Origin of the sequence: Spongiactinospora gelatinilytica, assembly GCF_003236385.1 — a bacterium.
Lineage (GTDB): Bacteria > Actinomycetota > Actinomycetes > Streptosporangiales > Streptosporangiaceae > Spongiactinospora > Spongiactinospora gelatinilytica.
The window spans coordinates 1-9,452 of record NZ_POUA01000307.1 but is presented as its reverse complement, the minus strand read 5'-3'; the positions used below and the strand labels follow the sequence as shown (position 1 = coordinate 9,452).

The window sequence follows — 9,452 nt, the reverse complement described above, 5'->3', positions numbered from 1 at the left end:
GAGGGGAGCGGCGGTTCTCGGGGGGTCTTCGAGGATGGGGGAGTGGCCGAGGCCGGGGAGCATTTCGACCTTCGCTCCCGGGACGATGCGGTAGTCGGCGGCGGATGTGGAACGCCATCTACGGTCGTCCTCGCCGAAGATCACGAGGAGGGGCTTGCCGAGGGCGGCCAGTCGGTCCGGGAGTGCCTGTTGGGTCAGGTACTCGGTCGTTGCCTGCATGGTCGCGGTGAGGGTGTGGTACGTCATGTGGCGTACCTCGTTCAGGAGCTGCTGCGAAATCTGGTAGCCCGGCCGGCTGAAACCAGTGCTCGCGAACTCGCGTAGCTGATCGTCCGACGGCGGCCACTGCGTGGCGGAGATGCCGCCGGCGCGTGCGATGTAGGCGCCAAGGTGGGGGCCGGTGTTGATGAGTACGAGCGCGTTCACCAGTTTGGGGCGCTGCTCGGCGAAGGCGGTGGCGGCCGCGCCGCCGCTGGAGTGGCCCACAACGGTGGCATGCTCGACGCCGAGCCGGTCCAGTACCACGCCGATCCGATGTGCCTGGTCTGGGAGCGCGTAGCTGCGGTCGGCCGGTTTGCCTGAACGGCCGTGTCCCAGCAGGTCGATCCGGATGACATGGTGGGATTCGGTCAGCAACGGGACCATCGCGTCCCATGAGCGGGTCGATGATGCGGACCCGTGAAGGAGGAGCAGCGCAGGGGCGTCGCGGGGACCATCCTGCGACACGTGGATGTCGCCGTCGTCCAATGGCATGATCGTGGATTCGGTCATGAGGTCACTGTCTCCGCTGGTACGCACCCCCGTCTTGAACGAATGTTCCTCACATAGCATGGGGCCGTGCGGACGTTCGTGCACGGTACGGCGGTGTGGGGGGTCGCGTGCCCGCGGCGGCCCAGCCGGGTGGGCGGGGTCGGCATGGCCGGGTTCCGGGTCCGTGATCTCGACGCCCTCCGGATGGTCCCGCACCCGGCGGTGACAATAATCTTGGAATTCGGTGGCGGCACGCCCGTCGTGGACTACGCCGCCGGGCGGCAGCGAGGGAGCATCGCCGCAGGTCCTGGCATCGGCTCAGGCGGCGCGGTGTGGGCGCGCGGCGAGAACATCGAGTGCGTGCAGGTGCGCCTGCCCCCACAGATCGCCCGTGCGGTGCTGGGCGTCTCCCCGGCCGAACTGGACGGTGCCGTGGTCTCCCTGGACGACCTGTGGGGCCGGGAGGTCTCCGAGATCCGGGAACGGCTGAGCGACATCTCCTCCTGGGATGACCGTTTCGCCCTACTGGACGCGCTGCTCGCCCGCCGGTACGAAGCGGGGCCGCCGGTGGACCCGGAGGTGGCCTTTGCCTGGCACCGCATCACCGGCAGTGGGGGCCTGGCCAGGGTGGACGGACTCGCGGCCGAGGTGGGGTGGAGCCGTAAGCGGCTGTGGTCCCGCTTCCGGGCGCAGATCGGTCTGCCGCCCAAGCGGGCCGCCAAGCTCGTCCGCTTCGACCATGCCGTCCACCGCCTGGCCGCGGGCGAGGACGCCGCCCGGGTCGCGGCGGAGGCGGGCTATGCCGACCAGCCTCACATGCACCGGGACGTACTGGCCTTCGCCGGGGCCACCCCGGCGACCGTGGCCGGCGAGCCGTTCCTGGCGGTCGATGACATCGCCTGGCCCGACCGCGAAACCCGGCCCCGATGATGACCGCGCAGGTCACCGTCCTCGCAGGTGAGAGGCAAGTTGATCGACGGGGACCTGATTCTGCTCCCCGGAGTCCATGTCCCGGACCGTGACCATGCCCTCGGCCCGTTCCTGCTGCCCGTAGATGAGCGCGTAGCGGGCTCGCCGGTCGGCCGCCCACTTCAACTGCTTGGCCAGCTTCCGGCTGGACCCCAGATAGACCTCGCTGCGCAGGCCCGCACTCCGCAGCCCGCTCGTGAAGGCCATCACCTCCGCGAGCGAATCCTGGTCCATGACGGTGACCGCGACGTCGATCCGGCGGCTTTCCTCCTCCGCATTGCTCAGCAGTCCGATGATCCGCTCCACCCCGAGCGAGCCGCCGCACGCGGGCACGTCCGGCCCGCCGAGAGCCGCGATCAGGCGGTCGTACCGGCCACCGCTGGCGATCGAGCCCGGCATTCCCGCCGCGACCACCTCGAAGATCACGCCGGTGTAGTAGTCCAGGCCCCGGACCAGGCTCGGCGTGAACGCGATCCGGCCGACGCCCACGGTGGGCCCGGCCAGGTCGAGCAGCCGGTCGATCTCCGCCAGCCCGGCACGACCCTCCTCGCTGTCCTTCAGGACGGTCCGCATCCGCTCGACGGCGTCTTCGGCGGTCAGATCGCCGACCAGGGCCTCGGCGGTCAGGGTGTCCAGGGAACGCGCGTCGACCAGTTCCCTGACCACGTCGCCGGGCGCCAGCTTGTCCAGTTTGTCCAGCGTGATCAGCACACCGCCACCGACCTCGGCCGCCACGCCGTACACCTCCAGCAGGCCGGTCAGGGCCCGCCGGGAGTTCACCAGCACCCGGAAGTCGCCCACCCCGGTCGCGTCCAGCGCATCGGCCACCGCGCAGACCACCTCGGCGTCGGCCAACGGCGAGGCCGACCCCACCACATCCACATCACACTGCGCGAACTCCCGGAACCGCCCCTTCCCCGGACGGTCGGCCCGCCACACCGGTCCCATCGCGAACCGTTTGTATGGAGTCGGAAGCTGCGACCCGTACGCCGCGACGACCCGCGCCAGCGGAACCGTCATGTCGTAACGAAGAGCGAGGTCGGCCTCCCCGCTCGCCTCGTGCTCACCCCGCCGGAGGATCTTGAAAATGAGCTTGTCGTTCTCGTCACCGTACTTGCCGGTCAGGGTCTCCAACCGCTCGAACGCGGGCGTCTGTAGCGGCTCGAACCCATATCGCTCGAACACCTCCCGGATCACTGAAAACACGTGATCCCGCACTCTGAGGTCGGCGGCCAGGAAGTCCCGGGTGCCAGACGGCGGCTCGAACTGCTGCGACGCCATGTCAACTCCTCGCCTGACGTGCCTGATGTACGTCTCGATGTGTACCGGCAAGGCGGCGCTCGACCGGTGGGCCGCTCCAGCGCACGGCATGCCACCAGGCGGCCTTGTGATGCTACCGGGCCGGATCACCTGGCATCGTGAAGCTCCAGGCTTCCGGATCTGGACGTCGTCTGGGCGCCGGGAAGCGGCGGACGGCCGCCCCCGCCAGTTTGCCAAAGCACTTGACAGGGCCGGGTCAAGAACAGAAAAAGGGCCACCACCCGCCAGCCGGAGTGGTGACCTTAATGCCCGTGGGAATCGCCACGCGGGCTTCAGCCCATCACGATGCGCTTCCACTCGGCCTGGCCCATCATGATTGCGCCACCTCCCGCGGACTGACCCATCATGATCAATTCCGGTCCGGCGGCGACCACCCTCTTCTCGGTCGCAACCGTCTCCGCCTGGGCCGGGAGCCCAGCAATGGTTCCCGACGCGAGTGTGGTGGTCAAGGCGGTGGTGATCAGAACTTTTCTGACGATGCGCATAGCTCAATCCATTCTGCACATAAGGTGAAATTCCGGACATGGCGCTACATCACAACAAGCTAGCGTCAGACGAGAGGATCATACTAGCACCATAACGGTCCGAAGGTGAGCAACGTGGAGTGTCACTAATAGAGCGCTAAATAAGGAGATGTCGCGTTCTATCCCTTCCAGTCCAGCGTGTCCAGATAGGCGCGTAGCACCGCCGCCTCCGGTGCGCCGAGCCGCTCATAGAGCGCCAGGGCGGAAGACCAGTAAGGCATCGCGTGTTCTCGGCCCTGGGTGCCGGCCACTGCTTCTCCGAGTCCTTGGAGGCAGCCCGCAGCAAGGCGCGGGTCATCCACCTCTTGGGCGATGGCCAGGGCCTCTGCGTAGGTAGTGCGCGCGAGTTCGTGCTCCTGGTTGCGTAGCCGCCACTCGCCGATGCCCTGAAGCGCCCGGATCTGCTCGTACGGGTCGCCGATCTCCTGGGCCACGGTAAGGGCCTTCTGGAAATGACTCAGCGCCTCTGCTGTCTGGTTTGACAGTAAATACGTCTTTCCGATGCCTGTCGTGGCTTCTGTCGCATGACGGAGGTCGCCGGTCTGCCGGTGAATGGACAGCGCCTCCCGGTACATGTGCAGGGCCTCGGAAAGGCTCCCCCTGCTGCGCAGCACATTCGCCACGTTGATCAACGCCACACCCTCATTCTGCCGCCATCCGGCGGCGCGAAGCGCGGCGAGTGATTCTCTGTAGAGTGCGAGCGCCTTGTCGTGGTTGCCGCGGTCGAACTGGAGGTCCCCAAGATTGTTGAGGATCATTGCCATGGTACCGCTGTCGTTGGAGGTGTGGATGATGTCAAGCGACCTTCGGAAGTCGGTCTCGGCCTCTTCTGTGCGTCCGAGATAGGACAGGGCGATTCCTCGGTGCAGGAGTGCGTTTCCCTCCCCATAGCGGTCTCCGGTGGCCCGGAAGATCGCTAGAGCCTCCTCGGCGTACGAAAGTGCGCGATGACTGTGTCCTGACAGCCAGGAGACCCGGGCCAGATGATCGAGTATGTCGGCCTCTCCTCGCCGGTCCCCGAGGTTCCGGAAGGTGTTGAGGCTGTTCAAGGCGTGCCGCATGGCGGTCTGATAGCGGCCGGTGCGGCAGGCGACCAGGCTCAGTTCCAGGTCCACGCGGGCCAGGGCGTGCCGGTCGCCGGCCTCCTGGCACAGGCGGCGGGCGGTCTCGTGCAGTTTCCCGGCGTCCGTCCAGAGCGCCGACCGTTCCAGGTGGGTGGCCAGCATGAGTGAGAGGTGGACGGTGTGGAACGGGAAGCCGTGTTCCGCCGCGAAGTAAGCGCAGGCCAGCAGGTTGTGGTGCTCGGCGCGCAGCCACTCGGCGGCCGGGCGCGGGTCGCTGACGTGCGGCGGGTCAGCGGGGGTGTGGGCCACCCAGACCGGAGTACGACGGCGATGGGGGTAGAGGGCGCGGTCGGCCTGGTCGGCGGTGTTCACGTAGTAATCGAGCAAGCGGTGGATCACCCGGCGTCGCTCACCTGCCGATTCCTCCTCCTGCGCACGGTTTCTGGCGTACTCCCGGAGCAGGTCATGAAATCTCATCCGGCCCGAGTGAGGCTCCAGGACGAGATGGCGATCGATCAGCTCCTCCAGGCTGTGCTCCGCCGTACGGAGGTCGCAGCCGACCATGGCCGCTGCCGCCTCGGCCGTGAAGTCCGTGCCGATGTGCAGGCTGAGCCGGCGGAAGGCGCGCTGCCTTGGGCGGCTCAGTTCGCGGTACGACAGCTCGAACGTGCGGTTGACGCTGATGTCACCGGCGTGCATCTCGGCCAGCCGGTCCTCGACTCGCGACAGCCTGGCGACCAGGTCGCCGACGGCGCGAGCCGGGCGGTGGCGGAGCCTTGTCGCCATGATCGTCACGGCGAGCGGGAGATGCCCGCACAGGCGTACGAGGGTGTTGACGTCCGGTGCGGCAAGATCACGATCAGGGCCCACGATGCGGCGGAACAACAACGCCGCGTCGTGCGGTGCGGGCACTTCCAGCGACAGCGGGCGAATGCCCTCAAGCCCGGCGAGCCGGCTACGGCTCGTGATCAGGACGAGGCAGCCGGGCGTGCCGGGGAGGAACGGGCGGACCTGGTCGGCGTCGGCCGCGTCGTCGAGCACGATGAGCATCCGCCGGTTGGTGAGACGCGCCCGCCACAGGGCGGCCCGTCCCTCCAGGCCCTCGGGGATGCGGGCCGGGTCCTCCCCGATGTTGCGCAGCAGAATGGCGAGTCCTTCGGCGGGGTCGAGCGGTGGGCGGTTCGGGTCGTGGGCGCCGAGTGACAGGTACCACTGCCCGTCCCCGTACCGGTCCGCCAGCGTGCGCGCGACGTGCACGGCCAGCGCGGTCTTCCCGATCCCGGGCATCCCGTCGATGGCCTCGATCGTCACGGCCGTCGGGCCGGATTCCACCACTTCGTGCAGGTGTCCGAGTTCCGTCTCGCGGCCGGTGAAGTCGGCTACGTCCCGTGGCAGGTTGCCGGTGAGCGGCGCACTGGGTGCGGACCGCCGGGTCTGCGGGGGTGCAAGTTTGGGGTCGCCGTGCAGAATGCGCTCATAGGCGCGGTGCAGCGAAGGCCAGGGGTCCGTGCCGTGCTGTTCGCCCAAACGGTGTCGCGCCTGGTGATACGTTTTCAGCGCGTCGCCCTGGCGGCCGCAGCGATACAGGGCGATCATCAATTGCTCGGCGAATGCCTCGTCGTAGGGGTACTGATCGACCATCCGGTACAGCTCGCTCACCACTTCGGTGTGGTGGCCCGCGTCGAGCTCCAGCCCCAAACGTGTTTTGATGGCCGACCGATGTTCGTTTTCCAGGTCGGTGCGAACGCTCGTAATCCATTCCCCGGAAAGGCCGGAAAGCGGCTCGCCGCGCCACAATGCCTCGGCTTCGTTGCACAGGCGCAGCGCCTCCGCCGTGTTCCCCTGCTGTGCGAGGACCCGTGCTCGTTCGTTCAGCATGCGAAATCGGTACAGGTCGATGCGCTCGGGGTCGACATTGAGGACGTAGCCTCCGGAGCGCGTGAGTATCGCCTGGTCGTCACCGATCTTGGCGCGCAGCCTGGCGATATAGACATGTACACTTGCGGGCGGCTTGGCCGGAGGCGCCTCACCCCAAACCCGATCGATAATCTTTTCGATTAATACCAGTCGGCCGGGGTTGAGAAGCAATACCGCCAGCACGTACCGTGCTTTGGTCGTGCCGAGCTCGCACATCTGCCCATCGGCCCACATCTCCACGGAGCCGAGTATTCGGAACTCCACGAGTGTCCTTCCGGCAGGTAAATGCCCCACTTCCCGATAGCTTCTCGCGTTTTTTGGTAACGGTCCACAACGCTTCTGTGATCGATGCCAGGTCGCGACATCCCGCCACTTCCGCCAGGCCGTCTCCAGGGCCGCATCACGGTTGCTGCAAGGTTTCGTTCAGGCTTGCGGCGCACGCTCGAAACAGGCCGTGACGACGGGGACCACACACGGCCGGGGGATACGGCGCGCAGTGCGCCCGCGCCATGGTGAAGGGGAGTTAGAAAGCGCGATGTCCTGTACTGAGGGGTTCCACGTGCCGGTCGGGCCCGATGCACAGCGGTGGGTGACCCGCCGCAGCAGGCGGACCGCACTCATGATCGTACACACGGTTACCTCCGGGCAGCGTCTGATGGACGTTGCCCACCTGCTCGCCGCCGATCTGCGGATCCAGGTGGTGTTCACGAACGGCCCTGACGTGTTCGGCAACGGGGTCGCCGAACTGCTCGGCAGGCTCGGCGGCGCGGTGTTGCCCTGGCACATCGCCGTCAGGCACAACTTCGATCTGGCGATCTCCGCCGCCTACGGGGGGATAGAAAGGATTCATTCGCCGCTCGTCGTCCTTCCGCACGGCGCCGGCTACAACAAACGGGTGAGCCGCCGGCTGGGCGGCGGCGCGGTGGCCTGTCGGGGCACTTACGGCCTCAGCGCCCAAGAGCTCGTCAGGGACGGGATGGTCCTTCCCGCGGCGATCGTGCTCACGCACGAGGCCGAGCTGAAACGGCTGGCGAGGAGTTGCCCGGAGGCCATTCCGGTGGCCGAGGTCATCGGCGATCCGGTGTACGACAGGCTGGTCGCCAGCGCCGCTGAGCGGCCCGCCTACCGCCGGGCCCTCGGGGTCGATGACGACCGCGAGCTCGTGGTGGTCGCCTCAACCTGGGGGCAGCGGTCGCTGTTCGGCCGGCAGGCGGAGTTGCTCCGCTGGGTTCTGGCCGAACTGCCCAAGGAACGCTACCGGGTGGCTGCACTGCTGCACCCGAACATCTGGTTCGGGCACGGGGTGTGGCAGGTCCGCGGCTGGCTGACCGAGTCCGTGCGAGACGGCCTCGCGCTGGTCCCGCCGGAGGCGGAGTGGCTCGGGGCGCTGGTCGCGGCCGACCACGTCGTGGGGGACCACGGGTCGGTCACCGTGTACGGCGCGGCGGCCGGGGCCCCGGTACTGCTGGTCGATGGCACGGAGGACGACGTCGATCCGGACTCGGCCGGCGGGCTGCTCGCCGCCACCGCGCCCAGGTTGCGGTTCGACCGGCCGCTGGCCGCTCAGCTCGGCGAGGTCGCGGCGAGCCACCACTCGCAGCGGTACGCGGACGTGACGGCCCGGGTGACCTCGGCTCCCGGCCGGTTCGACCGGAACATGCGCAAGCTGCTCTACCGCCTGATGCGGCTTCCGCAGCCGCCGTCGATCCCGCGGGCCGAACCCGTTCCCGTCCCATTCCTCACGCACACCGACTGACTCGAGCCCGGAGGAAAGAGGAAAGATGACCAACAGAGTCGTCGTGGCTGGTGTCACCAGCCTCTACATGGCGGTGCCCGTGGCGGAGTTCCCCGTCACGTACACCCCGCAGCGGTTCCCGGCCTGGACGCGCGCCGAGGTGTCGGGGGCCGCGTGCCACATCGCCGACACCATGCGCACGCTCGGTGACGACACCAGCCTGTGCACGTTCGTGGGGACCGACGTCGCGGGCGAGGCGATCAATGCCTCGCTGCGGGCGCGCGACCTGCTCGGGGACGGGGTGATCCAGGCGCCGAGTTCGTCGCTGGGGGTCGTGCTCGTCGCCCCGGACGGCCGGCGCTGCGGCCAGCCGTACGTCGCCGCCGTCAACATGCTCCAGTACCCGATCGACGTCTTCAAGCGCGCCGTCCAGGGCGCCGACCTCGCGGTGCTGACCAACACCGCGTTCGTCCGGCCGCTGCTGTGGCACGCCTGGTCCGCGGGGGTGCCCATCGCCGTGGACGTCCACCTGATCAGCGACGTGAACGACACCTACAACCGGCCATGGCTGGAGGTCGCCGACATCATCTTCTGCAGTCACGAACGGCTGCCCTGCTCGCCGCGAAGCTGGGTGGCGCAGGTCTTCGAGCGCTACCCGGGCTGCGAGGTCGCCGCGGTGGGTGCGGGCGGCGACGGGTGCCTGATGGGGCTGCGGGACGGACGCCTGATCGAGGTGGCCGCGGTCGCGCCGCGCGGGGTGGTGAGCACGTCCGGCGCGGGGGACGCGCTGTTCGCCTCGTTCCTGCACGGCTGGCTCGCCACCGGCAACCCGGTGACGGCGCTCCGCCAGGCCGTACTGCACGCGGGCTGGAAGATCGGCGACACCTTCCCCGGCGCGGTCTCGCTCACCGAGCCCGAACTCGCCCGGCTGGGCGAGTGCCATCCGGTGACCGCGACGATCGGCCGATGGGACGTGCAAGAGCCGTGAATCGGGGTACCAAAACTACGGAAAGTCTCGGTCCGGTAACTCACCGGTAATGGTCCGGTGGGGGCAACGGCCGACCCTGCCCCGAAGGAGGATCTATGGCTCTCGGTGACCGCGTTCGGTGCCTGCTCCATGGGCTGGCGGCGGCGGTGCTGGCGCTGCTGGTGGACGTGGCGATCGTGGTGGGC

The 9,452-nt window shown here is 68.3% G+C and carries 7 protein-coding genes; 3 read left to right on the top strand and 4 right to left on the bottom strand.

The annotated features are described in order from the left end of the window. On the bottom strand, positions 1 to 771 hold a 771-nt coding region (locus C1I98_RS29370), incomplete at its 3' end, for an alpha/beta fold hydrolase (protein ID WP_111170645.1). A gap of 66 nt (positions 772 to 837) precedes the next feature. On the opposite strand from C1I98_RS29370, the gene C1I98_RS29365 reads away from it, so the two are divergent. Next, on the top strand, positions 838 to 1,680 hold the full coding sequence (locus C1I98_RS29365; protein ID WP_111170644.1) for an AraC family transcriptional regulator: 843 nt from the start codon (positions 838 to 840) through the stop codon (positions 1,678 to 1,680). 12 nt (positions 1,681 to 1,692) lie between these two features. On the opposite strand, the gene hisS is transcribed toward C1I98_RS29365, so the two are convergent. The 3 genes from hisS to C1I98_RS29350 form a co-directional block, all read right to left on the bottom strand. Continuing rightward, positions 1,693 to 3,000 carry a histidine--tRNA ligase gene (hisS, locus tag C1I98_RS29360; RefSeq protein ID WP_111170643.1) on the bottom strand — a complete coding sequence of 436 codons (1,308 nt, stop codon included), beginning with the start codon at positions 2,998 to 3,000 and terminating at the stop codon, positions 1,693 to 1,695. 311 nt (positions 3,001 to 3,311) lie between these two features. Beyond that, entirely contained in the window at positions 3,312 to 3,524 is a 213-nt protein-coding gene (locus C1I98_RS29355; protein WP_111170642.1) for a hypothetical protein, read from the bottom strand. A 158-nt stretch (positions 3,525 to 3,682) separates the two neighbouring features. Beyond that, positions 3,683 to 6,778, bottom strand: a complete 3,096-nt coding sequence (locus tag C1I98_RS29350; RefSeq protein ID WP_233508291.1) for an AfsR/SARP family transcriptional regulator — start codon at positions 6,776 to 6,778, stop codon at positions 3,683 to 3,685. 421 nt (positions 6,779 to 7,199) lie between these two features. On the opposite strand from C1I98_RS29350, the gene C1I98_RS29345 reads away from it, so the two are divergent. Next, positions 7,200 to 8,300, top strand: coding sequence for a hypothetical protein (locus tag C1I98_RS29345; RefSeq protein ID WP_233508290.1), 1,101 nt, complete (start codon positions 7,200 to 7,202; stop codon positions 8,298 to 8,300). 25 nt (positions 8,301 to 8,325) lie between these two features. After that, a complete protein-coding gene (locus C1I98_RS29340) occupies positions 8,326 to 9,267 on the top strand; it encodes a carbohydrate kinase family protein (protein ID WP_111170639.1) in 942 nt (313 codons plus the stop codon). Positions 9,268 to 9,452 lie beyond the last annotated feature (185 nt).